Here is a 25421-nt window from a genome sequence, read left to right on the forward strand (position 1 = left end):
TCGGGCGCTGGGGAGAGCCGGTGGAAGCAACAACGTGTCGGAGAACGCGGGCGCGGAAGGCACTGCGGCGACGGAGCAGACGTCTCCGTAAGCGACCGATGAGGTAGCGGGCGGCGTCGTCGACGGCGTCGCTCGCCGGCGCGAAGTGCGGCGAAGAAGGTGTTGGCGATCGCATGGAACGCGATCGACGGGGAGAGGTGTGTCCTGCGGGTGACCCGCGTGGCGGCAAGCGGATGCTCCGCCGGTGCTGCAGGCGACGGCGGCAACGCGACGCCGGGCGGGAACACCGGCGAACCGGGGACGAGCGGTGCGTGCTGGAACTTCGGTGGGCACGAGAGCTGTGGGCGGTGAGAGAAAAGTGGTTCTGCGTGACAATTCCGCAGTTCTCAAAGGAATGCACTCGATCGTGAGCGCCGGGGCCCCGAGAATTACGTGCTTCCGAGTGACAATTGTCTAGGGCTCAAGGCAATGCCATTGGTCGAAGATGAGGGCTACGGTCTGTGAGCAGCTGAGCTGAAGGAGAGAACAAGAAATGATTGGACGCACCTCGCGCCGGGGTGATAGGGACTCTTTTGTCGCGGAGACGCGGCACGGTGGGCTTCCCGGCGCTGACAACTTCACCACCCCCGAGTGGACTGCTCAAGGCGCGGGCGGAGGGACCGTTGATCTGCTGACTTCTTCTGCGTCGGGCCGCGAGAGCGGATGCGATCCGACGGTCGCTGAAGGGAGCCCGGCAGCAGATCGCTTTTGCGCGGCGGGAGAGCTTCGAGGCGTGCCCGTGAGGGGATGGACGCGCCGCTGCGCTGGACCCCGAACCGCCGTTGTAAACGAGACCACTCCCGTCCCGCGGGTAGCGCGGGACATGGGAGGGGCGGGCGGCGCGCAGGCGCGAAGCGCCGAGCACCGACCGGGGGTGGGCATCCTCGTGCTCATTGCTGTCGTTGTCAGCACCCCCGCGCGAACTGCGTGGTGCGAGCAGCGGGTGCGGGGGGCTATGGGAGAGACGGTCGACGCGGCGCTGGCGAAGAGCGAGGAGTCGACGGCGGCGGGAGCGACGACGGAGGGGGGTGGGAGCACGACGGGTGCGGGGGTCGTTGGGCTCGTGGCGGGGCCGCCGGCGGTGCCGATGGAACCGCGACCGCTGCCGGACAAGAGGAACTGGGTGCCGGTGATCACGCTGGGGGCCGCAAGCGCGGTGTGGCTCGGCGTGGGGATCGGGATGACGGTGGCGTCGAACAACGCGAGCGAGGATGGGCGCGCGCAAGCCAATGCAATCCTCAACGCCGGCGGTGGCTGCCCGGATGTGCCGCGCAGATACCAACAGGCGTGCTCTGAGCTTCGGACAACGGCCTTCCGCGTCGACACATTCGGGCGTGCAGCGACCGTGGCGTATACAGCATCGGGCGTGCTGGCCATCGCAGCCGCGACCTATGCGCTGTGGCCGCGTTCGGGGACCAAGGCGTCAGGCAAGGTGCGTGCTCTACCCGAAGCGCGCATCGGTTACGGGGGGATTGCGGTGCAGTGCGTATGGTGAAGAGCCGAAACGAGGTTGCAATGAAGAGGAATCGAGTTCGCGGGCAGCTGTGTTCCTTGGGGCTGGTCGTTTGCACCGTCGGTTGCGATACGGTGTGGAGCAACGTCGCGGAGGATTGCGAGGTTACCCTGTCGTGCGACCATCATCGCGGGCTGTGGGATGGCACAGGCGGCGGTGTGCCGAACCCCGAGTGTGAGGCCGATCCGACGAAGGACGCGAGCACGGTGACGGACGAGTGCGCGGTGTTCGCGAGCGCAAACGCGGCACCTGGCGGGGACGGGACAAAGGAGAAGCCGTACGCTTCGCTCGCGGAGGCGATCGCGAACGCCCACGGCAAGCGGGTGCTGGCGTGCATGAGCGGAGCGTTCGCGGAGAGCGTGACGATCGAGGCGGGCGTGGAGGTGATCGGCGGCTTCGACTGTGACGCGGCGTGGATGTGGAGCGAAGCGGCGCGGAGCGCGATCGAGGGGCCGCCGGATCAGATCGCGCTCACGCTGGGGGAGGGAGCGAACGGGGCAAAGGTGCGGAGCTTCGCGGTGCGCGCCGCGAGCACGACGAAGGCAGGCGGGTCGTCGATCGGGGTGGCGGTCGCGGACATCGGGGCGGAACTGGCGCAGGTGGAGGTGACCGCAAGCGACGGGATGGATGGCGCGGACGGCAAGATACCGATCGAACGGCCGTACACAGGGGCGAGCGGGTCGACGAATACGGCGTCGTTCGCGTGTATTATGGATGTGTCTGTCTACGGCGGCGACCCCGGCGTCACCCTCTGCGAAGACGGCGAGACCCGCGGTGGCGAAGGCGGCCTCGGCGGCATCCCAGGCATGGGTGACGACAACGGCCGGCCCGGCCAGGCCGGAACCCCCCTGCCCGACCCAATCCTCCCCGACAGCCCGGGTCTCGGCGGCATGGGCCAAACGGAGACGAGCGAATGCGAACAGGGCCAACCCGGCCGCGATGGCGCCTCCGACGCCCACGGCCGCGCCGGTCGCGCCACCACCCTCGCCCTCACGGGCATCACCGGCGGCGACGGCGCCCCCGGCATCACCGGCAAGAAAGGTCAAGGAGGCGGTGGAGGCGGCGGCGCGAAGGCGGGGTATTATTGCGGAAACCCGAGGAGCCCCGTGGAGGCTTCTGGCGCCAGCGGCGGTGGCGGCGGAGCCGGCGGCTGCGGAGGCAAAGGAGGAGGCGGCGGCCAAGCCGGCGGATCGAGCATCGGCATCCTCAGTCTGGGAACGAAGCTCGAACTGACCGAGGTGACCGTCGCCGTGGGCAAGGCGGGCAACGGAGGAAAGGGCGGACTCGGACGACCTGGCGCCAGCGGGGGCAGTGGCGGGACCGCAGGTGACGCTGGCCCTCTTGGTGGCTCCGGATGTGATGGTGGTCGTGGCGGCACGGGCGGCCGCGGCGGTCTTGGCGGCGGCGGTCGAGGCGGCCATGCGGTGGGAATCGCCTACGCCGCTGCGCCGAGCGCGGCGGTGGAGCTGAAGGACTTCAAAAAGGGGGCGGCGGGCGACGGCGGGCAGCTCGGGTTCGGCGACAACGCCGGCATGCCCGGTGTGAGCGCCGCGTGCTGGAGCTTCGGTGGAAACGAGAGCTGCGGGCAGTGAGAAAAAAAGTGCTGTTGCGTGATAATCCCGAGGGGCTCAACGTAATGCGACTGGTTGAATCACGAGCGCTGCGTCTTGTGAGCAGCTGAGCTGAAGGAGACACAAAGAATATGAGTGGACGTGCCCCGTGCTGCGGTGGTAGGGAGTGGTCCGTCGCGGAGACGCGACACGGTGGGCTGCCAGGCGCTTACAACCGCACCACCATCGCGTGGATTGCCCAGGGCGCGGGCGGAGGGACCGTTGATCTGCTGAAACCTTCTGCGTCGGGCCGCGAGCGTGGATGTTATCCAACGGTCGCTGAAGGCAGTCCGTCAGTAGATCACTTTCTTGCGGCGGGAGAGCTGCGATGTGTAGCGCCGGGGCAGAGGCGTGATGGCGCTGGGCTCCGAACCGCGATCGCCGTCGAGACCCCTCCCGTCCTCGCGTACGGGGCGACGCGGTGCGGCAGCAAGGGCAGACCACGCTGCAATCCGGCACGCCGGGCGCCCGGGGCCCCGGCCGCAGCAACAACGTTGCCGACAACGCGGGCGCAGCAGGCACGGCGGCGGCGGAGCAGGAGTTTCCATAAGTGAGCGACGACGTGGCGGGCGGCCTCGTCGCTGGTGCCGCCTGCCGCCGTGAAGCGTGGCGGCAGGCGACCCCGACGATCGCGCGACGCGCGATCGAGCGTGCGAGGCGCCTCCCGCAGGCGACATGTACGGCGGCGAGCTGCGCCCGCCGGCTGCTGCCACCGGCGAGCGGTGGAGAAAGTGAGGACGACCGTACGATCTTGTGACGACCCGGCCTGGCTGCGCGTAAGTAGTCGAAAGATATCGATTTCTGGACGAAAACGCTTGGCGAGCTCTTTCGTGGCCGGCAGTATGCGCGCCGCTCGATCCAAGGAGCGCCCTGCCGATGCGCCGGAATTCCAGTGGAAACTATGTCCCTCTCTCCGGAAGACGCCCCAGCCCGAGCGGGATGGGGGAGTGGGAGCGGATGTGGGTGCGCAGGCTGGGTCTCGAGGATGTGGAGTGGGACCCGGAGCTGCACTGCGAGCACTGCATCGCGAAGCGAGCGGCCTGGGAAGCGGTGATGGAGGAACTTGCATCACGGTCGGGGAACCGACCGAAGCTGCGGCTGAGCCCTGGATGGGAGAAGATCCCGCCGAGGGCGGGCAGGCGAAGCAGGCGGAGCAAGGGCCGCTGCAGGCGGCTGCTGCTGAAGATGGTGCGACTGGCGCGTCTCGTGCGCGAGGATTTTTGAGCGCTTGAGCGAAAGGTCCCGTCGCGAGCTCCCAGCTCGGGCGAGCAGCCGCTGACGGCGTGACCTCGCCGAGGGCGCACGGCGGCGGCGCGGCGCGCCGGGTGACAGAACAGGAGACCGGCGCACCGCGAGCGTGGTGCGCGCTGACTCGGCTCGTCCTTGCGGCGAGCGTGCGAGGTGGAGGATGGTGCGTCCAACGCTCGCCATCGAGGCAGGGGCGGATGCCCTTGTGTCGAGGCGTCGTGCGAGCAACGAGGAGCGCTCTGGTGAGTTGCCTTGCCTGGGCCTCTTCCTGGTCACGGGCCGGCTTGGCGGAGAGATCGTCTCCCGCACGGCGATCGAGATGGTGCATCCCCCTGTCGAGGCAGGCAGCGTGGACGACCCTGGCGCTGGTGAGATGATCGCGCCGCAGTGTCGGGACGAAGTGCGGCTCACGATGAGCCCGCGTCGAACAGGCCGCGCCGAGGACGAGCGTCTGCAGCCGGGACCGAGCGGCGTGCAGGTGACCTTCGCCGGTGTACTGCTCGCACCAGGGGCGGCGTACATCGTCTACGCAGGCGATATGCACATCTACCGGTTCCGTGGGGGGAAGCTGGAGGCGCGACCGCGTGATGTTGCGGCGGTCGACGGCGGGGCGTTGGACGGATCCATCCCGCTGGACGCCCCAGCCATGCTGGTGCAACACGCCGGCGCGGCCGCACGCGCGCTCGGCTGCGACGCAGCGGTGGAGATGACGGCCCAGGTCGAGAACACGGCGCCGGGCGACATTTTCCTCGCGTGCTCGGGGGACCTCTGGGGCTCGGTGTCCGAGCAGCGCATCGCCGGCATCCTCGCAGCGCACCGCGAGCTGCGGCTGGCGGCGAGCCTGCTGATGGACTGCGCTCATGAGAACGGCGAGGTCGAGCAGGCAATGTGCGTCCTGGCCCGTGTGGCAGGGTCTGTGGGTTGACTTCGTAAGGAGGAGCGACGCAGACGCGCCGGAGCGCAGCGAGGCTGTGGCGAGGCGACCCCTCCCGTCCCGCGCGGAGCGCGGGACTTGGGAGGGGCGGACCGCGCGCAGGCCCGCAGGGCCGAGCACGGGCCGGGGGTGGGCAGCATTCCTGGGGGCGAAGGTGGCGGCGCGATGGGCGGGGCGGCGATCTTCCCGGGAGCCATGCCGGGCGCCGGAGCGAGCGGAGGCAGCGGCGGACCCCGCGGCTGCGGCGGGCTGCCCGGGCAGGGCGGCGGAGCAGGCCTCTCCGTGAGCAAGCGATACGGCAGCGGCGGCGAGCAGAGCCCGCTGGACTGCTGGTGGCGGGGAGCGCTGTAGAAAAAATGAGATGTGGTATGATTTCGTGGCAATTTCGGAGAGCTGAACGTAACTCGGTAAAACGGTAACGATGATTCGAAGAAACCCCTTGGCGAGCTCATTCGTTGCCGGCAGAATGGGCACCGCCCGAATTCAAGGAGCCCCATGCCGAAGCGCCGAAGGTCCCGCGGAGACGACCCCCCTCCCTCTGGTAAGCGCCCCAGCTTGAGCAAGATGGGGGAGTGGGAGCGGATGTGGGTACGGAGGCTGGGTCTCGAAGACATCGACTGGGATCCCGAGAAGTATTGTATGCACTGCATCGCGGAGCGGGCGGCTCGCGAAGAGGCGGCGGCGGAGGAGCTCGCGCCGCCGTCAGGGCCCAGACTGCCCGCGTCGCAGAGCCTCTTGTGGGCCAAGAACCCACGCCCGGTAGGTGGTCCCAAAGAGCGCAGCAAGCGCCGCCCCAGACTGATGCTCGTGCCCTCGGTACACCGCAAAGGCGAGGATTCTTGAGCGAGAGGCCCCTTCGCGAGGGGGCTGGATCGAGCGAGTCGACCAGAGGGTATGGGGGACGCTGGCTCTGATGTGCTCTCCGGGAATCTGTCGTGTTGTGTCGGAACACCGCATCTCCGGCATCCTCGCTGCGCATCGCGAGTCGCTGCGCGCGGCGCGCCACCTGTGCTGCGCGCGGCGTGCCATGTGCGCGAGTCGCGCCTTCGGATGGATGGACTGCGCTCATGAGCTCACGCCGCGATCCCGAGCGCGCACCGCGCGCCCTGGCGCGCGGCGGCGACGGCCGAGGCGCTCCGCCATGAGCACGAGCGGCCCGAGCGTGCGCCCACGCCTCGCGCAGGCCCACGCCGGCGCGCCGCTCTCCCCGGCCCCGCTGGCCTCCCGCCCGAACGCCTGGCCGCAGCGCCGTCGCACGCAGGAAGCGCACCACGGCCTACCTCCGTGCGCCCCGCTCCTGCTACCCTCCGGGCCGTGGCGATAACGACCGATTTCCTCGTCATCGGCAGCGGTGTGGCTGGGCTGACCTTCGCGCTCGAGGCGGCCGAGCACGGCGAGGTGATCATCGTCACCAAGCGCGCGCGTGACGAATCCAACACGAAGTACGCTCAGGGCGGCATCGCCGCGGCCTTCGCCCCGGACGACTCCCCCGAGGCGCACATCGCCGACACGCTCGAGGCGGGGGCGGGGCTCTGTCACGAGGTGGTCGTCGAGATCTGCGCGCGGGAGGGGCCCGAGCGGGTGCGTGAGCTCATCGCGCGGGGCGCCCAGTTCGACCACGAGAACGGCCAGGTGCGCCTCGGGCGCGAGGGAGGGCACTCCGCGCGGCGGATCGTGCACGCCGCCGACGCCACCGGCCTCGAGATCGAGCGCGCGCTCCTCGAGCAGGCCCGGCAGAACCCGAACATCCGCTTCGCCGAGCACCACACGGCGATCGACCTCATCCCGCTCTCCCGGTTCGGCGGGCCGGACATCTGCGCCGGCGCCTACGTGCTCGACGAGACCGACGCCGCGCTGAACGGGCCGCGGCCGCGCGACTCGGAGCGGCCGGCGCCCAGGCACCGGCCAGCCTCGAAGCCGCACGTCGTCGAGACGTACCTCGCGCGGGCGACCGTGCTCGCGACCGGCGGCGCAGGCAAGGTCTACCTCTACACGACGAACCCCGACGTCGCGACGGGCGACGGCGTCGCCATGGCCTACCGGGCAGGCGCCGAGATCGCGAACATGGAGTTCTACCAGTTCCACCCGACGTGCCTGTTCCACCCGGAGGCAAAGAGCTTCCTCGTCAGCGAGGCGCTGCGCGGCGAGGGCGCCATCCTCCGGCTGCCGGACGGGACGGCCTTCATGGCCAGCCACGATCCGCGCAAGGACCTCGCGCCGCGCGACATCGTGGCGCGGGCCATCGACTTCGAGATGAAGCGGACCGGCTCGGACTACGTGCTGCTCGACATCACCCACCGGCCGGCGAGCTTCGTCCGCGAGCACTTCCCGACCATCCACGCGCAGTGCCTCCGCTACGGCATCGACATCACCGTGCAGCCGATCCCCGTCGTGCCGGCCGCCCACTACATGTGCGGCGGGATCACCACCGACCTCTACGGCAGGACGACGATCCCCGGGCTGTGGGCGATCGGCGAGTGCACGTGCACGGGGCTGCACGGCGCGAACCGGCTCGCCTCGAACTCGCTGCTCGAGGGGCTCGTCTTCGGCCACCGCGCGGCCGCGCGCCTCGGCACCCAGATCGCCGAGCTCCGGCAGAGCGCGTTCCCCGATGTGCCCGAGTGGCAGGTCGGCAACGCGGTCGCCAGCGACGAGGAGGTCGTCGTCGCCCACAACTGGGACGAGCTGCGCCGCACCATGTGGAACTACGTCGGCATCGTCCGGTCCGACGCCCGCCTCCGGCGCGCCGCCCGGCGGATCTCGCTGCTCCAGGAGGAGATCCGCGAGTACTACTGGAAGCACCTGGTCACCCGGGATCTGCTCGAGCTGCGGAACATCGCCACCGTGGCCGAGCTCATCGTCGGCTGCGCCTCCGCCCGGCACGAGAGCCGGGGGCTGCACACGACGATCGACTACCCGGAGACGAACGATCGCCTCGGCACGGACACGGTCGTGAAGCGCGGCGTCCTGCCTTATCTGCGAGGTCGATGAGCGATCTGCACGGCACCCCCGACCCTCCGCCGAGCGGCGGAGGGCCCGGTCCGCTCGTCCGGCGAGGCGGCGAGGAGCGACCGATGTCGATCCCCGGCGCCATCGGCTGGACCGTGGGCGTCACCGCGCTGTTCCTGTTCCTGCTCGGCCTGATCTCCTCCTTCCGGATGGAGCCGGCGCTCGACGGCGCGGGCTCGTTCCGGCCGGCGCCGAAGCTCGACGTCATCGGCAGCTTCGCGTGCCAGGCCGCCGCGTACCTGTTCGGGCTCTTCGGCGTGCTCCAGGTGCACGCGCCCCGCGCGTCGATCCGGCAGTTCCTCGGCCTGCGCAGGACGCACGTGGCGTTCTACCCGCTCGCGATCGCGCTCGGCTTCGCGCTCGAGGGGCCCATCGCAGCGCTCTACACGGCGATCGAGGCGCGCTGGCCGTCGGGGATCGACGACGCCGAGCTCGTCCGGGTCTTCGTCGACGCGAGCGCGCCCGAGCGGGCCGCGCTCGGCCTCATCTTCATCGTGCTGGGCCCCGCGCTGGAGGAGATCTTCTTCCGGGGAGCGCTCGCCCGCCCGCTGCGCTGGACGCACCGCGCCCCGCTCGTCATCGCGATCACGGCCGCGCTCTTCGCGGCGGCCCACGTCGGGTGGCAGAAGTTCCTGCCGATCGGGATCTTCGGCGTGGCCCTCGGCGTCCTCCGCGTCGCGAGCGGCTCGCTCTTGCCGTCCATCCTCCTCCACGGCACCTACAACGCCATCCAGTGCTTCACGCTCCTCTCCGCGGCGCGCGCGGGGGCCGTCGACGACGCGTCCTCGGCTGCCGGCGCCGCGGCGAGCCCCGTGTGGCTCGTGGCGGTGAGCTCCGCCTCTGCGCTCTTGTTGACCGCGCTCGCCTTCGTCCTCGGCCATCGCGCCGAGGGGGCGGCCCGCGCGAGGGAAAAGGACCTCTCATGATGCCGGCTTTCGGGAGCCAGGGCGGCGGCGAGAGCCGAGCCGCGCAGATCGCAGCGGGGGACGGCGAGGGCCGCGCCGCCGGGGCCGTGGACGCGAGCGGCGAGGGCCGCGCCGCCCCGCGCGCGGGGGCGAAGCGGGCGCGCGTCAGCCTCTGCCTGCCGGGGGGCGGCCTGACGGGCGCGCTCTACCAGATCGGCGCGCTCGCGGCGCTCGAGGACGGGGTCGAGGGGATCGACAACCAGAGCTTCTCGCTCTACCTCGGGCACGGCAGCGGCGCCGCGGTCGCCGCGGCCCTGGCGGGCGGCATCCCGATCGAGCGGCTCTACCGCGCCCTGCTCGATCCGGTCGACAACTTCTTCCCGCTGGAGCGCAGCCACCTCCTCCACATCGACGCCGGCGAGTGGCGGCGCGCGCTCAGCACCAGCCTGGTCGCGCTCCGCCACGCGATCGTCCGGCTCACGACCCGGGGCGACGCGACCCCGAACGCGCCGGCGCAGCAGTACCTGTTCGAGCAGCTCGATCGCTTCAACGACTCGCTCCCTGCGGGGCTCTTCCAGCTCGATCGGTACGAGCGGTTCCTCGCCGAGTTCTTCCTGAGGCGCGGCATCCCGAACTCGTTCCGCGCGATGCCGCGGACGCTGCGCATCCCGGCGCACGACCTCGACTCGGGCGAGCGCGTCATCTTCGGCGCCGAGGGGTTCGACCATGTCCCCGTGTCGCTCGCATGCGCGGCGTCGCTCGCGCTCCCGCTGTTCTTCTCGCCGGTGCGCGTCGAGCACCGCCACTACCTCGACGGCGGGCTGGGCCACGTGGCGCACCTCGATCTCGCGCAGGCCGCCGGCGTCGAGCTCACGATCGTCGTGAGCCCGCTCGTGCCCGTCTCCACCGCGCACCGCCCCGTCCCGACAGGGCACGGCGTGCGCGAGAGCGTGCGCGACAAGGGCATGCTCTGGATCTTCAACCAGGCGATGCGGATCGGCGCGCACGCCCGGCTCCACCAGGCGGTGGGGCGCGCGCTCGCCGAGGGCAAGATGCAGGTCCTCGTGCTCGAGCCCGCGCGGAACGACGCGCTGCTGTTCCTCCACAACCCCGCCAACCTGCGCGCGCGGCGTGCCATCCTGGAGTACGCCTACCGGACGACGCGCGAGCGCATCGCGGTCTGGATGGAAAAGAACCGCGCGGTGGTCGAGGCGATGGGGTGGCACGAGGCCCGCGCCTCGGGCGGGTCGACGGGCTGAGGCGGATCGGCCGCGCGAGGGGCTGGTGAGCCGGCCGAGGGCGCATCGGCGAGCCGAGGGCCCGCTCGGACGGCGAGATCAGCTGGCGAGCGATGAGAACCGGGCGATCGTCAGCTCGTCGGGCGGGATGCTGATGCGGGCGCGCGGGATGGCGACGCCGTGGAGGTAGCGCCAGCCCTCGCCGTCGTGGAGGAAATCGGACAGCTCGACGAACGAGCGATCCACGCCGGCCTCGAAGATCTTGGCGAGGAACAGCACCGACGCCGAGTCGCCGCTCTGCAGGCTGTCGAGGATCTGGAGGCCCCGGTACCGGTGGTGGTGGATCGTCACCTTCAGCTCGCGGAGCACCTGGTCCCTGTCGCGCCCGCGGTCGATGTGGCCCATGTGCAGCGTCCGCCAGAGGTAGGCGGTGTCTCCGACCGCGAACGCGGCGTACCGCGAGCGCATCAGCGTCACGGCGTCGGGCGCCTCGCGATCGCCCAGATGGCAGGGGGCGCAACACTCGCGGTACGAGCGCCCCGAGCCGCACGGGCACGGGCGGGAGAGGGTCCCCGTACCAGGACGAACATCTCGGGTCATGGGCGTTCTCTACACGGGTTCGTGCGCCGTTGCAGCGCCCTGGGCGCGTCGAGGTGGGCGCGGCGGGTGTGCGGCAGAACGGCGCGGCACGGCATGGCGCCGTCCACGGACGACCCGCGCGCGTCCCTGAGCGAAGCCTCTTGCGGGGCGCCGGCGAGGACGGTAAGGCGGGCGGGAAGTATGCCCGCAGCGCGCGCTCACGCGGCGGCCCTCCTCCTGGCCCTCGCCCTGGTTCTGGGGGGCTGCAAGCGCCAATACGCCATCGGCGATCACGTCCTCGTGACGTGGGAAGGGAACGTCTACCCGGCCGAGGTCATCGAGGTCCTGGGTCCGACGAAGTTCAAGATCCACTACCAGGGCTACGATGACATCTGGGATGAAGTTGTACCTCGCGAACGGATCCGCGGCCTCGTCGAGGGCAACGTCGTCAACCCGCCGCCGCCGCCGAAGGTCCGGAGCAAGGGGCTGCAGGCATCGCAGACGAACGTCTACAAGATCGGCGACAGGGTCCGCGTCGAGTGGCACGGGCAGATGTACCCGGCGGTCGTCACCGGCATCGTCGGTCAAGAGCGCTACCGCATCCACTACGACGGCTACGGATCGGAGTGGGACGAGACGGTCGGGCTTTCCAGGATTCAGGCCAAGTAGCGTGAAATGTTCATGCGCGGTCATTTTCCCCCTGGCGCTGGCCATGGGGCCGAATTAAGAGCCGCGCCGAATTTCTGACTGGGCGATCGCAAGAGTGCGCCGCCTGGCTGACGTTCGATGCGTGCCGCACGCCCTCCACGGGCACGCCCTCACGGGTGCGCGGCGGGGAGCCTTCTGTGATCAGCGAACTGTCCAAGCTGCGCAACATCGGGATCAGCGCCCACATCGATTCGGGCAAGACAACGCTGACCGAGCGTATCCTCTTCTACACCAAGCGGATCCACGCCATCCACGACGTCAAGGGCAAGGACGGCGTCGGCGCGAAGATGGACTCGATGGATCTCGAGCGCGAGCGCGGGATCACCATCCAGTCCGCGGCCACGCACTGCTTCTGGAACGGGCACCAGATCAACGTGATCGACACGCCCGGCCACGTGGACTTCACGATCGAGGTCGAGCGCGCGATGCGCGTGCTCGACGGGGCGATCCTGGTCCTCTGCGCCGTCGCCGGCGTGCAGAGCCAGTCGCTCACGGTCGACCGCCAGATGCGCCGCTACGGCGTCCCGCGCATCGCGTTCGTGAACAAGTGCGACCGCGCCGGCGCGAACCCGCTGCGGGTCCGCGCGCAGCTGCGCGAGAAGCTCAACCTGAACCCGGTCCTGCTGCAGCTGCCGATCGGGCTCGAGGACAAGTTCGAGGGGGTCGTCGACCTCATCGCGATGAAGTCCTACCGGTTCGAGGGGGCGAACGGCGAGAAGATCATCGTCGGCGAGATCCCGGCCGAGATGGCCGACGAGGTGAAGACGGCGCGCGAGGAGATGCTCGACGCGCTCTCGATGTACTCCGACGAGCTCACCGAGGCGATCCTCGAGGAGCGCGTCACCGAGGAGCTCCTCCAGAAGGCGATCCGCGACGCGACCGTGAAGCTCCAGATCGTCCCGGTGATGATGGGGTCGGCCTACAAGAACAAGGCGGTGCAGGTCCTGCTCGACGGCGTGACCCGTTACCTGCCGACGCCCGCCGACATCACGAACAAGGCCGTGGATCTCGACAAGGACGAGGCCGAGGTCGTCCTGTCGAGCGACTCGGAGAAGCCGCTCGTGATGCTCGCGTTCAAGCTCGAGGACGGCCGCTTCGGCCAGCTCACGTACCTGCGGGTCTACCAGGGCAACCTGGCCCGCGGGGGCGAGATCACGAACACCCGCACGGGCAAGCGCCACAAGGTCGGCCGGCTCGTCCGCATGCACGCGGACGAAATGGAGGACATCGACTCCGCGGGCGCGGGCGACATCGTCGCGATGTTCGGCATCGACTGCAACTCCGGCGACACCTTCACGGACGGGACCCTGAGCGTCGCGATGACGTCGATGCACGTGCCCGAGCCCGTCATCTCGCTCACCGTGACGCCCAAGGACAACAAGGCCCAGGCGAACATGTCGAAGGCGCTGCGCCGCTTCACGAAGGAAGACCCGACCTTCCGCGTCGGGGCCGATCCGGAGAGCGGCGAGACGATCATTCAGGGCATGGGCGAGCTCCACCTGGACGTCTACATCGAGCGCATGAAGCGCGAGTACGCGGCCGAGGTGGTCACGAGCCCGCCGCGCGTCGCGTACCGCGAGACGATCACGCGCCGCGTGGACTTCAACTACACGCACAAGAAGCAGACCGGCGGCTCCGGCCAGTACGGCAAGGTCGGCGGCTTCATCGAGCCGTGGACGGAGGCGCCGTTCCGGTTCGACGACCAGGTCGTCGGCGGCGCGATCCCGCGCGAGTTCATCCCGGCGGTCGAGAAGGGCTTCGTGTCGATGCTCGCCAAGGGGCAGCTCATCGGCGCGCCCGTCACGGGCGTGTCGGTCACGCTGAACGACGGCGCGGCCCACGCGGTCGACTCGTCCGACATCGCCTTCCAGGAGGCCGCGCGCGGCGCCTGGCGCGAGACGTACCCCAAGGCCGGCCCGCAGATCCTGGAGCCGCTGATGAAGGTCGCCTGCGAGGGTCCGAGCGAGTACCAGGGCGGCATCGTCGGCATCCTCATGCAGCGGCGCGGCATCATCGTGGGTTCGACCGAGGCAGACGGCTTCTGCCGCGTCGAGGCGGAGGTGCCGCTCTCCGACATGTTCGGCTTCTCGACGGTCCTCCGCTCCGCCACCCAGGGCAAAGCCGAGTTCACGATGGAGTTCTCGCGCTATGCTCCTCTTCCGGCGGCGCTTGGTGAGGAGCTCATCAAGAAATACCGGGAAGAGCAGGCGAAGAAGGCCAAGTGAGGGGGTCGGCATGTACCGCAAAGAGGTAAACGAGCGGAGCCCCATGCGGGTCTTCGAGGGGTCGATGCACGGCGGGCTGGGTCGCGGCAACGTCGGCGTCATCGTCTCCCGGCCCGGCGTGGGCAAGACGGCGTTGCTCGTGCAGATCGCGCTCGACGATCTGCTCCGGGACCGCCGGGTGCTCCACATCTCGCACGAGAACGCGGTCGATCACGTCCGCGCGTACTACGACGAGATCTTCCACGATCTCGCGCAGTCGATGCGGCTCGAGGAGCCGGAGGCCGTCCGGCTCGAGGTCGAGCGGCACCGGCAGATCTACTCGCACCTCGGCCACGTGAAGGCGTCGGCCGACGCGCCCGAAGAAGCGGCGCGCCTGTGGGTCGAGAAGATGCTCGAGACGGTGGCGTTCGCGCGCGGCGTCGCCCACTTCGAGCCCGACGTGATCATCGTCGACGGCTTCGACGTGGCGGTCGCGTCGGAGCAGGCGATGGAGGCGCTCGGGCGGCTCGCGAAGGAGCGCTCCGCCGAGGTCTGGGTCGCGGCCCAGGTCGACGAGGCGGGCCCTCCGGGCAAGCTCCCGGCCGCGCTCCAGAGCGTCGAGCGCCACCTCAGCGTGGTCGTCTACCTGCAGCCGGAGCGCGACGTGGTCCGCCTGCGGCTGCTGAAGGACCACGGCAACAAGGACCTCGCCGATCTCCACCTGCGCCTCGACCCCCACTCGATGCGCGTCATCGACGAGGACGTGCGCCCCCCCTCGGAGCGGCCGAGGGACCCGCGGAGCTTCCGCCTGCACTCGGGCGGCGCCAAGGGGGCCGAGGCCGAGTTCGGCGCGTGTGCCGAGCGGTACGGGGTGCAGGAGCTGAACTACAGCTTCGAGGGCCACCGGCTCCTCGAGCGCCAGCGCGGCGTGGTCGTGCTGGGGGACGACGAGCTGCGCAAGGGCGACTTCAGCCTCGTCTACGTGTCGCGGCGCCTCGGCCGCGTGCTGAGCGAGATCCCGCTCGTGCGCAACATCCTCCAGACGATCTGGCACCAGATCAACGCGGCCAGCCAGGTCTTCGTCGTGGGGACGCTCCAGGAGGACGGCACCGTGCGCGGCGGCACCGGCTGGGGCGCGGAGCTCGCGCGCCTCTGGAAGAAGCAGCTGTTCGTCTACGATCAGGAGAAGCGCGGCTGGTTCCGCTGGAGCGGCTCGGCCTGGGAGATGGCGCGGCAGCCGTGCATCGCCAGCGAGAACTTCGCCGGCATCGGCACGCAGGATCTCAACGACGCCGGCCGCGACGCGATCCGCGACCTCTTCGCGCGGAGCTTCGGCGAGCCTGGCTGAGCGCCGATCGCAGGGGCGCCCTCCGCCGCGAACGCGGCCGCGGGGGCGCCTCGCTGCGGCGCGCAGCAGGCCGGCGTGAAGCGGGCCTGCTGCGCCGAGCCGCTCAGGCCGTGTGCTTCTGGATCAGCTGGGCGAGGCGCGGGACCGCTTCCTCGACGTTCTTCTTCGCCGAGCCGCGCAGCTTCTCGTAGGTGCCGCGCACGACGCTGCTCGACGACGACTTCGCCTTCTCGTCGGTGATGCTGAGGAGCGCATCGGCGATCCGCGAGCGGTTCGACGTGAAGAAGGAGCTCGGGTTCCCGCCGCTCGAGGCCTCGGTCCAGATGGGATCGAGCTTCTTGGCGAACTCGGGCAGGAGCTTCTCGACCACCTGCTGGATGAAGCCGGGCTTGATGCCCTTCACGGCCGCGTAGCCGGCCTTGACCGCCAGGCCGGAGAGTCCGCTCTTCGAAGCCACCTCCTCGTCGACCAGCGTGCAACAGTCGGCGACGACCTTGGATTTCTTGTTCGCATCGAGCAGCGTTTCGCTGAGACCCATTCTCGAACTCCTCCGGGCGCTTCGGAGACCGGTCGCGGCCCCCAGACCCATGTCAGCATGACCCCCGGCAGGGAGCCGCGACCCCGTCGAGCGGACAGGTGGTCCGCTCCCGACCACACCGAAGCGCGGCTCTTACCACAGCAGCCCGAAGGCCGGCATCGCAAGCGCCCACCCGGGAAACCGTCGGTCCAGGACGGCTCTCGTCCGACGTCGGCCGTCCTGGATGGCAATGCAACGCCGTCTCGCGCTCGATTCTCGGAAATGCCGCGCGGAGACCACATGCATGGCCGCCCCTCGCGCGCCATACTCAAGATGTAATTTGAATCACAGTTTGGCGTGGCGGGCGCTCGCCGCTGTCGTGTTGCGAGGCCTGCGGGGGGCTCATGGACGTTACCTGCGAAATCTGCGGAATCGTCACCACGGTGTCGAGCGACGCGCGCGGCGGGGCTGCGCTCGAGTGCAGCGTCTGCGGCGGTGCGATGCTCCGTGCGCACGGGAGGGGCGCGGCCTCGCCGCCGGCGGGAGGCGCCGGCCATCGATCGAGCCGGCCTCCTCCGCCGCTCCGGCGATCGAGCGCGCCCTCGGTGCCACGGAGCGACGATGACCCGACGATGATGGACCTCCGGTCGCTCGCGCTGAAGTCGTTCATCGCGACGCTTCCCGCCGCGACGACGACGTCGAGCGCGTCCACGGCGAGCTCGGTCGGGCCGGGCAGCGGCCCGGTCGCCCCGGCGGCGGTGGGCCTGACGACGCCGCAGGCGAGCCGGGGCGCGGAGTCGATCGCGTCGATCGCGTCGACCGCGTTCGCGGGCACGCCGCCGGTCGGGGTCGATGCGCCGAGCGTGAGCGATGTGATGGGCGTCCACGACGCGCTCGTGCCTGTCGCGGTGCCCTTGCGGGCGCGATCACGAGCCCGCGTGCGCGTCCTCGCGGCGGCGACCGTGGTCGGCGCCCTGGTGATCGCCGTCGGGCTCACGCTGATCGTCGGCGGAATGTCGCGCGCGCCGGGGGATGACGTGCCGCCTGCAGCGCAGCGCGGCGTGTCCCGGGCCGGGGAGATCGCGCGGGAGGTGAGCGTGCCGGTCGCGGCGCCTGGCCCTCGGAGGAGGGCGCTGCGCGGGCCCGACGCGCGCGCGCCAGCGGCCGACGACGACGACGCCAGCGCCGCCGAGCCCGTCCCGGCGCCGCAGGCGCGCGCCGCACCGGAGACGGGCGCGCGCGAGGCCTCCGGGGCGGGGGTGCGCCCGCCCGCCGCGTCGGGGGCGCGCGCCCGGCCGGAGCGTCAGCCTTCACCTCCGCCCGCGTCCGAGGAGGTGTCGCGGCCCCAGCCGCCGGTGTCGCTCACCGACGCGATGGCCGCCGCTGTCGCCGACACGCCGGCTCCCGCCGCTGCGGAGACGCAGCCCCAGGCCGACACCGGCGAGGAATAACCCGCGCCGAGGGCGCGCGCGCTCGGCGAGCGTCAGCGCTGCGCTCTGCGGCGCCGTCGCGTGCGGCCGGCCGCGGCCACGGCCGCCGCGAGCGCCGAGGGCGCGGCGTCACGGCCGCTGCTCGCGAGGCGGCAGCCGCATCCGGCGTCCTCCCGGAGATCGCCGCTGCTGCCGCCGCCGCCGTTGCTGTCGTTGTCGCTACCGCCGGCGGCGTCCGCTCCGGCGGCGCCCGCTCCGGCGGCGCCCACGCCGCCGGCGCCCACGCCGCCGGCGCCGCTGCTCGAGGGGCCGCCGCCGCCGCTGCCGCTCGCGGCGCTCTCCTCGAAGTACGCGCCGCAGGCCGGGCCGACGACGAGCCCGTCGCGCGCCGCGAGCGCGAGCGCGTAGACGCCCGCGCCGAACCCCACCATGGGCGCGTTGAACTTGTAGGTGCCGCGGATCTCGTCGTAGGTCTCCGCGATCGCGAGGTAGTTCGCGGCCGACTGATCGAGCACCCACCGGAGCAGCCGGTCCGAGCGCGCGACGTCCCCCATGAGCCGCGCCGCGACAGCGCCGCGCAGGTCGGTCACGACCCACTCGGCGCTGTCGTACTCGCTGCCCCAGGGGCTCAGGTCGTCCGCGCCGGCGTGATCGGTGCGATCGTCGTTCCGGGACCACCCGGCGCCCGCGGGGACGCGCAGGTGCTCGTCGAGCCCGGCGAGCGTGGCGGCGGCGATGCGCCCCTGCGGATCGAACAGGCCCATCGCGATCCCCTCGAGCACCGCCGCGTCCCAGTAGCCCGAGCCCGACGTGAGCTCCTCCAGGTTCGCGGCGAGCGCGCCCGAGGCGTCCGTGAGCCGTGCGGCGATCGCGGCGCGCAGCCGCTCCGCTGCGCCGCGGTACCCCGCGGCCCGTTCCGCCTCGCCTCGCCGCTCCGCGATGGCCGCCGCGTCGCACAGGCCGCGCGCCGCGGTGATGCTCGTGTACGCGAAGGACCGCTCGCGCCCCTTCCAGTGGGTCTCCCAGATCGACGAGTCCTTCCGGACGAGCCCCGTGTCCGGATCGATGAGCGCGACGAGGGCGTCCGCGACCTTCGTCGACGCGGCGGCCCAGCGCTCGTCCACGAAGCCCGTATCCCCGGTGAGCTCCTCGTACTGGCGCAGCGCCCAGAGGAACAGGCCGAACCCGTCGAACTCCAGGTTCGGGCCGAAGTCGTTGAAGTCGGTCTCCTCGACCCCGAAGCCGTGGTAGCGCACCAGGCTGATCTGGTACGGCGGCATGTCGTACGACGCGAGCTCGCTCCAGCCCTGGAAGCGCCCTGCCTCCGCGTCGAGGTAGAACCGCAGCGCGTCGCGCGCCTCCGCCTGCATGCCGAGGGCGGCCATCGCGACGGTCGCGTACGCGCCGTCGCGGATCCAGGCGACGGTCCACTCGCCCGGCGGGAGGCTCGCGAGGACGGCGCCGTGGCCGCGGTGGGCGATGGTGGCCGGCAGCGTGGCCGGCGCGCCGCCGAGCGTCGTGCCGAAGCGCGTGGCGCGCGGCTCGGAGTCCCGCGTCAGGTGCTCGCGCAGGAAGGCGTGGCTCTCGCGGGACTGCGCCATCCGGAGCATGACGGCCGACTGCCGGAGCAAGGCCGTCTCCTCGGGCGACGCCGAGGCCGGCACCCGGATCGAGCCCTGGAACGCGCGGTACGCGGCGATCTCGTCCGCGACCACCTCCGCCGCGCGCTTCGCGCCGAGGTACGCGTCGAGGGCGCCCTGCACGAGCGGATCCGCCGCGCCCGAGGGGTCGCCGTGGTGCGCGAACGCCACGCCGACCCACCGCGCCTCGCCGGGGCCGATGCTGCCGGGGTCCCACTGGAACGCGCTCACGGAGCCGTCCGCGGTGGGCGCGGCCCCGTCGAGGTCCGGCAGATCGGCGCCGCCGTCGTCCGCGACGATCCGGTAGACGTCGAGGTCCGGCGGGCTGCCCGCCCTGGAGGCGCCGTGGCGCGCGGGGGGCTCGAGCGCGCGCGCGACCACCACGCCGGCGAAGGCGCGCTCGAGGAAGTCGCGCCGGCCCTGGCTCGCGTCGTAGGCGACGGTCTCGCCCGACTCGCCGATGTCGGCCATCACGCCCGGGCGACCGAAGCCGAGGTGGAAATTGTGCAGCGAGAACGCCGACACGCCCTCCGCCGGCCCCTCGCCCCGGTTCTCGATCCGCATCGCCATCACGAACCCGGCCTGCGGGAGGCCCTGCGGCGCGAAGAAGAGCTGCGTGCACTCGAGGTTGCCGACCCGCTGCACCATCGTGACGACGCCCGTGCCGCCGCGCTGCCCGTCGGTCCAGCCGGCGTAGCCGCTCGCGTCGAGGTCGACGGGGACCTCGGTCAGCCACCGCTGGTGCCCGTCGGAGCGCAGCCCGAAGTACGCGTCGTAGAGCAGATCGCGCGTGCGTACGGCCTGCGGCTGGTCGCCGATCCAGACCTCCTCGCCGCGCTCGTCGAGGAGCGGCTCCTCGGTGGCGGGCAGGCGCTCGCGGAAGTGGGTGAGCCTCGCCGCGCCCAGATCGAGCAGCACCGCGCCGAACCCGTTCGACGAGGGCAGGCGAAAGAACGTGCGCTGCACCGGCGCCTCGGCCCGCGCCGCGTGAGGGGCGGCGAGCGCGACCGACGCCGCTGCGCCGAGCGAGAGGAGCGCGGAGCCGAGGGCCCGGGAGGCGCGAGGGGGACCAGAACGTTGGTGCCCCAAATATTCCCGCGCCTGGTTCGGGCGATGCATCGCGGCACTTTAACGGAATGGCTGTCATCCCGGCGCGCCGGCTCGCCGGCGGGCGCTCAAAATGCTGCAACGCGCCTCCCGGCGTGGTAACGGCATGCCCATGACAAAACTGCCTGCGTTGATCCTCGTGGTCTCGGCGCCCCTCGCCGCCTTCGCGGCTGGCTGCGGCTCCGATCCGCAGCCGCCGGCGAATGTCGCCAGCGATGTCGCGCCCCCTCCGGTGGCGAAGACCGCCGCCCCCCCTGCCCCGAAGCAGGACACCGCGAAGCCGACGAGCGGATCGATCCGCATCGACGACAAGATCCTCAAGGCCTGCGGCGATCTGCCGACCGCCCGCTTCGCGTTCGACTCGACGGCGATCGAGGGCGAGGCGGCTGGCACGCTCGACGCGCTCGCGCGCTGCTTCGTCTCGGGTCCGCTCAAGGGCAAGGGGATGAAGCTCATCGGCCACGCCGACCCCCGGGGGGAGACGGAGTACAACCTGGGCCTCGGCCAGAAGCGCGCCGGCAGCGTCGCCGAGTACCTCGGCAAGAAGGGCCTCGAGCAGGGCCGCATCGCGACCTCGTCGAAGGGCGAGTTCGAGGCGACCGGCACGGACGAAGAGGGCTGGGCACGCGACCGGAAGGTCGACATCCTGCTTGCGGACTGAGCGCCGCGCCGCGCGCGGCGCTGGGCGAACTTGAAGAGGGCCACGGCCGCGCTTCCAGGCGAGAGAGGGGGCCGTGGCCGCAAACTCCACTGAACTGGGCCGCGCGCGCGGAACCCTGACGAGCCGACTCCCTGACCCGAAGAGATCGAAATGGCCTTCCTGCAAAGCGCCCCTGAGCCGGCGACGGCGGTCCCGATCAAGCTCGATCCCGTCTCCCTCGTCCTTCACGCCTCCGGTCCCGTCTTCCTCGTCGTCTGGCTGCTGATCTTCGCGGCGATCCTCGTCTGGGTGATCGCCGTCCTCAAGGTCCTCCAGCTCGCGCGGCTCGCCTCTCTGCAGGCGCGGTTCGAGCAGGAGTCGGCGCACGCCCACTCGCCCGATCAGCTGTTCGCGCTCGCGCAGCGGCACGCGGACGCGCCCGGCGCCCGCGTCGTGATGGAGCTCAGCCGCCGCGTCGGGACGAGCCGGCTCCTCGACTCGATCGCGAAGCGGGCGATCGTGACCGAGACGCAGCGGGCGAGCGCGCTCATGCCGACGCTCTCGTCGATCGCGGCGGCGTCGCCGTTCATCGGCCTGTTCGGCACGGTCTACGGGATCATGGATGCGTTCCTCCGCATCGGTCAGCAGAAGAGCGCGTCGCTGCCCGTGGTCGCCCCCGCCATCGGCGAGGCGCTCATCGCGACCGCGATCGGGCTGTTCGCCGCGATCCCGGCGGTCATCGCGTACAACGGGATCAACAAGCGCGTCGACGACCTGCTCGCCGCGCTCGAGGCCGCGAGCGAGGGCTGGGTGGAGATCGCGTCGCTCTCCGCGCGGGGGATGCAGGAGTCCATCCCGCTGGCGCTCCAGCGGTCGAGCGACCGGCCCACGCCGGTGATGCCGAAGGGCTGAGGGGCGGGGCCGGTCATGGGCATGTCGGTCGGCGGAGGGCGCAGGCGGCGGGGCGGCGGCGGTTTCAGCGACATCAACGTCACGCCGCTCGTGGACGTGATGCTCGTGCTCCTCGTGGTGTTCATGGTCACGGCCCCGCTGCTCACGGCCGGGCTCCGGGTCGAGCTGCCCAACGTCTCCGCCGAGGAGGCGCCGACGAAGGACACGAAGCTCGTCGTGACCGTCACGAAGGAAGAGAAGATCCTCTTCGGCGAGGACGACGCGACCGCCGACATCGAGGGCGTGCTCGCCTCGAACGGGCGCGTGCAGAAGGAGAAGGAGCTCTACATCCGCGCCGACAAGGACGCCCGCTACGGGGCCGTGGCGCGGGTCGTGGCCGCGGCCCGGGCCGCCGGGGTCGAGGGGCTGAACCTCCTCGTCCAGCCGGAGATCGAGCCGGAGGGCGCGCCGCCGCCCGGGGGAACGGCGCCGCGGCCCGGCGGAGCCGCGCCTCGGCCAGGGGGATCGGCGCCGTGAGCACGGCTGCGGCGCGCGCGCCTGGACCGACGACGCCGCCTGGGCAGCGCCGGCCGGCGAGCGACTTCCGCCCGCGGGACATCGCGCTCGCCGTCGCGGTGGCGGTGGCCGTGCAGGCGGGGGCCGCGGTCGCGGTCAGCCTGGCCGATCTCGCCGTGCCCGCGGCGGCGCCGGAGATCGAGAAGGGGCCGAGCGTCCCGGTGAAGGTCGTGCCCGTGCTCGACATGGACACGCCGCTGCTCAAGCTGGGCGGCAAGCGCGACAAGATGAAGCTGCCCGACCGGTGGGTGCGCCAGACGCCCAAGCCGCGCGTCGAGCAGAAGGCGTTCGTGTCGCCGAGCGCGGGCAAGACCGAGGCGGACATCCCGCCCAAGGAGGTCAAGATCGCCGACGCGGGCACCGCGCCGCCGCCGCCCGACGCCGCGGTCGCGAAGCAGGTCGACACCGAGCTCGATCCGAAGGCCGACGCCGCCCCGGCCGCCAACGTCGACCAGGAGGGCCACGAGGACGGCGTGAAGGAGGGGACCGAGACCGATCCCCTCAAGGCGCGCGCGGTGGATCTGTACCTGGCCCGCATCGCGGGCTGGTTCTCGAGCAGGTTCCGCGTGAACGGCTCGGGGCTCCCGCCGGAGGAGCTCACGAAGCACAAGCCGCGCGCGGTGATCGTCCTGTCGGACGGGCAGATGGTGAGCTACACGCTGACGCCGAGCGGGAATCCCGCCTTCGACGCCGCCGCGCAGGCGACCCTCGAGGCGGCGAAGGGGCAGGCGCTGCCGCCGCCGCCCGAGAACTATCCCAACCTCGGGCAGAAGCAGGTCAGCGTCACGTTCGTCTGTAGAGAGACCACATGCGACTAGCTCGATACGCCCTCGGCGCCCTGGCGCTCGCCGCCGCCGCGCTCGCCACTCCCCCTGCTCCTGCGCAGGCGCCGGCCTCCTCGGCGGCGCCGCCCAACCCGGACGAGCTGCTCGGCCACATCACGGTCGTGGCCGGCGCGACGCGCCCGCTCCCGAAGATCGGCGTCTTGCCGTCGCTCGTCTCCGACCCCGAGGACGTGACGATCCACAGCGTGGTCCGGCGCGACCTCGACCTGTGCGGCGAGTTCGAGGTGCTGCCCGACAGCGCCGCGCCCGACGGCCTGTACCTCTCCGACAGCCCGGTGGACGTGAAGGCGTGGTCCGCGAAGGGGGTCGAGGCGGTCGTGAGCGTGAGCGGCAAGAAGGTCGCCGCCGACAAGGTCGAGCTCGTCGGCCAGGCGTTCCTGGTGAACCGGGGGCAGGCCCCGGTGTTCGACAAGAAGTTCATCGTGCCCCTCCGCGACGTGCGCTTCGAGTCGCACCGGGTGGCCGATCAGCTGATCGGCGCCCTCACCGGCCAGAACGGCGGTTTCGCCAGCCACATGACGTTCGCCTCGGGCTCGGGCTCGCTGCGACGTGTCTTTACGATCGACGCCGACGGCCACGACGCCAGGGCCGTCTCGCCGCCCGACCAGACCGCCATCGCCCCTGCGTTCGGGAAGCACGAGCAGCTCCACTACGCGGCGAGCGTGAAGGGCGACGAGTACAAGGTCTTCACGCCCGCCGGCGGCCCGCTCCCGCTGCCCGTGAAGGGCTCGGTCTACGGGATCGCGTTCTCGAAGGATCGCGCCCAGGTCGCCCTCAGCATCGGGGTGGGGTCGACGATCAAGCTGTTCTCCGGTCCCGATCTCCAGAGCATCAAGCCGGCGTCCGAGGTGGGGATGGCGCTGCACCCGGTGTTCACGCCGACCGGCAAGCTCGCCTTCTCCGGCGAGGGCAGGTACGGACAGCGCATCTACGTCGGCGACAAGGCGATCTCTCCGGACGGGCTCTTCGCCTCGGCGCCCACGTTCTGCAACCACCCCGACGGTGTGAAGGCCGTCTATGCCGTCGGCGTGGGAAAGAACACCGATCTCGTCGCCTCGGGGGAGACGGGCGGCGGCCTCGTGCGGTTGACCCAGAATCAGGGCAGGAACGGGTACCCGGCCTGCAGCCCCGATGGGCGGCTCGTGGCGTTCTTCTCCACGCGCACCTCCGGCGAGGGGCCAGGGCTCTACGTCATGCGCGTCGACGGGCAGCGTCCGAAGCGCATCTCGAACCTCCTCGGGGACTCGCTGCGCTGGGATCCTCTTCCGCCCGGCAAGGCCGTCGAAGCGAAGAACTGACGCGGGCGAGCCGCGGGCACGGCCCGAACATCCGGCGAGTGTCCGCTCGAGGGCCGCCCGCATCGTGGCTGAGCCAGGTGTTCTCTCCCCGACAACTTTTTACGTCCAGGCACGTCTGACGTGGGTAGTTCCTGCGCGCCCTTCCGCGCCGCTGCTGCGAGCGGATGCGAAGGGAGTCCGCGCTCGCAGCCCCCGCTTCCTTGGCCCGCCGCGTCGGTCGCGGTTAGCCTCCGGACTGCTCAGGGAGAGAGTTGGCTGGAAAATTGCAACAAAATTGGGGCGAACCGCCCTGGCCAGCCAGCCGAGGGGAAATGGAGAAGAGCATGGTGTCGAGCCGTATCTGGACCGCCATCGCGATCGTCTGGGCCTTCTGCGCCGGTGGCTGCAGCTCGGTGGCAGCGGTTCAGGAAGCGAGGATCAGCGAGCAGGGGGGGTTCAGGGACCCGGAGCACCGGCTCGCCGCGGCGGAGGACGGGGGTTACTGCAGCGCCGAGGTGCTGCGCTGGCAGTACGATGAGCCGGCGGGGATGCTCCGCCTTGCCGATGCCCGTTTGATGCTCGACTGCTGCGGGAAGCGCGCGATCCACGTCGAGAGGATCGACAATCTCTTCGAGGTCACCGAGCAAGACGCGCCGGACGGCGCGGGAGGTCGCTGCAGCGAGCAGTGCGCCTTCGATCTGTCGGTCGGCGTGCGCGACGTCCCGCGGGGCGAGATCTACGTGAAGTTGCTGCGCGATGTGGTCGATCAGCAGAGCGGCCCGGCCGTGATCTGGAGCGGCTCGGTCGATCTTGGCGTCTCCGGCGGCGCGGTCGTCCTCGACGAAACCCCCGCGGAAGCCGGCTGCCAGGCGAAGGGCCTCCCGCGCCAGCGCAGCAAGACGGTCGCTGCACGATGAGGCGCAGGCGCTGAGCACACGCCCCCTGAACGCGCCGCCGCACCTCGAGCCCGCGGTGCGGTCGGCAGGGGGAGGGGAGAGCTCGCGAATTGTCCCGCCGCGGATGTCGGCGCGCGGCGCGCGGCGTGTGGCGACGCGTGGCGGCGTGTGGCGATGGGTGGGATGGCGGAGCAGGTGAGCCGACCATGACGTTCATGGTCAGAGAATCGGGCTAACTCTGCCACTTTCGCCTGGACAAGTATTCCA

General features: G+C 71.2%; 20 protein-coding genes. 17 read left to right on the forward strand and 3 right to left on the reverse strand.

The window, feature by feature from the left end:
* The first annotated feature begins 1162 nt into the window (after positions 1 to 1162).
* The 7 genes from POL72_RS23490 to POL72_RS23520 all read left to right on the forward strand — a co-directional run bounded on the left by POL72_RS23490 (position 1163) and on the right by POL72_RS23520 (position 10517).
* On the forward strand, positions 1163 to 1534 hold the full coding sequence (locus POL72_RS23490; RefSeq protein ID WP_272097750.1) for a hypothetical protein: 372 nt from the start codon (positions 1163 to 1165) through the stop codon (positions 1532 to 1534).
* 20 nt (positions 1535 to 1554) lie between these two features.
* Positions 1555 to 3144 carry a hypothetical protein gene (locus tag POL72_RS23495; protein WP_272097751.1) on the forward strand — a complete coding sequence of 530 codons (1590 nt, stop codon included), beginning with the start codon at positions 1555 to 1557 and terminating at the stop codon, positions 3142 to 3144.
* Between the two features lie 1429 nt (positions 3145 to 4573).
* Positions 4574 to 5335 carry a PP2C family protein-serine/threonine phosphatase gene (locus POL72_RS23500; protein WP_272097752.1) on the forward strand — a complete coding sequence of 254 codons (762 nt, stop codon included), beginning with the start codon at positions 4574 to 4576 and terminating at the stop codon, positions 5333 to 5335.
* Positions 5336 to 5422: 87 nt separating this feature from the next.
* Complete coding sequence (locus POL72_RS23505) at positions 5423 to 5695, forward strand: hypothetical protein (RefSeq protein ID WP_272097753.1); 273 nt, start codon at positions 5423 to 5425, stop codon at positions 5693 to 5695.
* A gap of 963 nt (positions 5696 to 6658) precedes the next feature.
* Positions 6659 to 8335 carry an L-aspartate oxidase gene (locus POL72_RS23510; RefSeq protein ID WP_272097754.1) on the forward strand — a complete coding sequence of 559 codons (1677 nt, stop codon included), beginning with the start codon at positions 6659 to 6661 and terminating at the stop codon, positions 8333 to 8335.
* Positions 8336 to 8418: 83 nt separating this feature from the next.
* Positions 8419 to 9279 (forward strand): CPBP family intramembrane glutamic endopeptidase, encoded by an 861-nt coding sequence (locus POL72_RS23515; protein ID WP_272097755.1) that lies wholly within the window; start codon positions 8419 to 8421, stop codon positions 9277 to 9279.
* Positions 9276 to 10517, forward strand: coding sequence for a patatin-like phospholipase family protein (locus POL72_RS23520; protein ID WP_272097756.1), 1242 nt, complete (start codon positions 9276 to 9278; stop codon positions 10515 to 10517). The genes POL72_RS23515 and POL72_RS23520 overlap by 4 nt, the downstream gene beginning before the upstream one ends.
* A gap of 78 nt (positions 10518 to 10595) precedes the next feature.
* On the opposite strand, the gene POL72_RS23525 is transcribed toward POL72_RS23520, so the two are convergent.
* Positions 10596 to 11096, reverse strand: coding sequence for a YchJ family protein (locus POL72_RS23525; RefSeq protein WP_272097757.1), 501 nt, complete (start codon positions 11094 to 11096; stop codon positions 10596 to 10598).
* A 180-nt stretch (positions 11097 to 11276) separates the two neighbouring features.
* Here POL72_RS23525 and POL72_RS23530 point away from each other — a divergent pair, with 180 nt between their 5' ends.
* From POL72_RS23530 to POL72_RS23540, 3 genes are all read left to right on the forward strand, one after another.
* Positions 11277 to 11744, forward strand: coding sequence for a Tudor-knot domain-containing protein (locus tag POL72_RS23530; RefSeq protein ID WP_272097758.1), 468 nt, complete (start codon positions 11277 to 11279; stop codon positions 11742 to 11744).
* Positions 11745 to 11920: 176 nt separating this feature from the next.
* The gene (gene fusA, locus POL72_RS23535; RefSeq protein ID WP_272097759.1) at positions 11921 to 14008 is read left to right on the forward strand and encodes an elongation factor G; all 2088 of its coding nucleotides are present in this window, start codon (positions 11921 to 11923) and stop codon (positions 14006 to 14008) included.
* A 10-nt stretch (positions 14009 to 14018) separates the two neighbouring features.
* Complete coding sequence (locus tag POL72_RS23540) at positions 14019 to 15335, forward strand: P-loop NTPase family protein (protein ID WP_272097760.1); 1317 nt, start codon at positions 14019 to 14021, stop codon at positions 15333 to 15335.
* A 103-nt stretch (positions 15336 to 15438) separates the two neighbouring features.
* On the opposite strand, the gene POL72_RS23545 is transcribed toward POL72_RS23540, so the two are convergent.
* Positions 15439 to 15873 (reverse strand): DUF6918 family protein, encoded by a 435-nt coding sequence (locus tag POL72_RS23545; RefSeq protein WP_272097761.1) that lies wholly within the window; start codon positions 15871 to 15873, stop codon positions 15439 to 15441.
* 611 nt (positions 15874 to 16484) lie between these two features.
* On the opposite strand from POL72_RS23545, the gene POL72_RS23550 reads away from it, so the two are divergent.
* Positions 16485 to 17303, forward strand: coding sequence for a hypothetical protein (locus tag POL72_RS23550; RefSeq protein ID WP_272097762.1), 819 nt, complete (start codon positions 16485 to 16487; stop codon positions 17301 to 17303).
* Positions 17304 to 17335: 32 nt separating this feature from the next.
* On the opposite strand, the gene POL72_RS23555 is transcribed toward POL72_RS23550, so the two are convergent.
* A complete protein-coding gene (locus POL72_RS23555) occupies positions 17336 to 20041 on the reverse strand; it encodes a glycoside hydrolase family 15 protein (protein WP_272097763.1) in 2706 nt (901 codons plus the stop codon).
* Positions 20042 to 20135: 94 nt separating this feature from the next.
* Between POL72_RS23555 and POL72_RS23560 the strand changes: the two genes are divergently transcribed.
* The 6 genes from POL72_RS23560 to POL72_RS23585 all read left to right on the forward strand — a co-directional run bounded on the left by POL72_RS23560 (position 20136) and on the right by POL72_RS23585 (position 25175).
* Positions 20136 to 20690: an OmpA family protein gene (locus POL72_RS23560; RefSeq protein WP_272097764.1), complete on the forward strand. Its 555-nt coding sequence runs from the start codon at positions 20136 to 20138 to the stop codon at positions 20688 to 20690.
* A 150-nt stretch (positions 20691 to 20840) separates the two neighbouring features.
* Entirely contained in the window at positions 20841 to 21581 is a 741-nt protein-coding gene (locus POL72_RS23565; protein WP_272097765.1) for a MotA/TolQ/ExbB proton channel family protein, read from the forward strand.
* 15 nt (positions 21582 to 21596) lie between these two features.
* A complete protein-coding gene (locus POL72_RS23570; RefSeq protein WP_272097766.1) occupies positions 21597 to 22097 on the forward strand; it encodes a biopolymer transporter ExbD in 501 nt (166 codons plus the stop codon).
* Complete coding sequence (locus POL72_RS23575) at positions 22094 to 22954, forward strand: TonB C-terminal domain-containing protein (protein ID WP_272097767.1); 861 nt, start codon at positions 22094 to 22096, stop codon at positions 22952 to 22954. Before POL72_RS23570 ends, POL72_RS23575 begins: the two co-directional genes overlap by 4 nt.
* Positions 22945 to 24279 (forward strand): TolB-like translocation protein, encoded by a 1335-nt coding sequence (locus tag POL72_RS23580; protein WP_272097768.1) that lies wholly within the window; start codon positions 22945 to 22947, stop codon positions 24277 to 24279. The genes POL72_RS23575 and POL72_RS23580 overlap by 10 nt, the downstream gene beginning before the upstream one ends.
* 323 nt (positions 24280 to 24602) lie before the next feature.
* Positions 24603 to 25175, forward strand: a complete 573-nt coding sequence (locus tag POL72_RS23585; protein ID WP_272097769.1) for a hypothetical protein — start codon at positions 24603 to 24605, stop codon at positions 25173 to 25175.
* Positions 25176 to 25421: the final 246 nt, after the last annotated feature.

This window comes from Sorangium aterium, assembly GCF_028368935.1.
Classification (GTDB): Bacteria; Myxococcota_A; Polyangia; order Polyangiales; family Polyangiaceae; genus Sorangium; species Sorangium atrum.